This is a genomic window from Burkholderia sp. GbtcB21, assembly GCF_019091065.1.
GTDB classification, from domain to species: Bacteria; Pseudomonadota; Gammaproteobacteria; order Burkholderiales; family Burkholderiaceae; genus Burkholderia; species Burkholderia pyrrocinia_C.
In genome coordinates, this window is the sequence record NZ_JAGXKA010000600.1 from 1 (window position 1) to 209 (window position 209).

At 65.6% G+C, this 209-nt stretch carries 1 pseudogene; it reads right to left on the reverse strand.

Annotation, left to right across the window (positions count from 1 at the left end):
* Window positions 1–209, reverse strand: a pseudogene (locus KVT39_RS37790) (IS21 family transposase); the annotation flags it as partial.

A 209-nucleotide genomic window follows, 5' to 3' on the forward strand; every position in this document is an offset into this window, starting at 1 on the left:
GTCACCGATGGCACGGGGTGCCGTGCCGGCTGCTTACGCTGGTTTGCACGCCGATGACCGGGCAACAGCGAGGTTCGGCGTCGGCCTTCCAGCACGGGATGCACCGCCAGCAGTTCACCGTCCTCGTAGATGCGGATCTCGTGAGCCAGACTGTGGACGTCGAGCACGCGCTTGCGCGTACGATCGGGCACGCTGTAGTAGTTGCCACC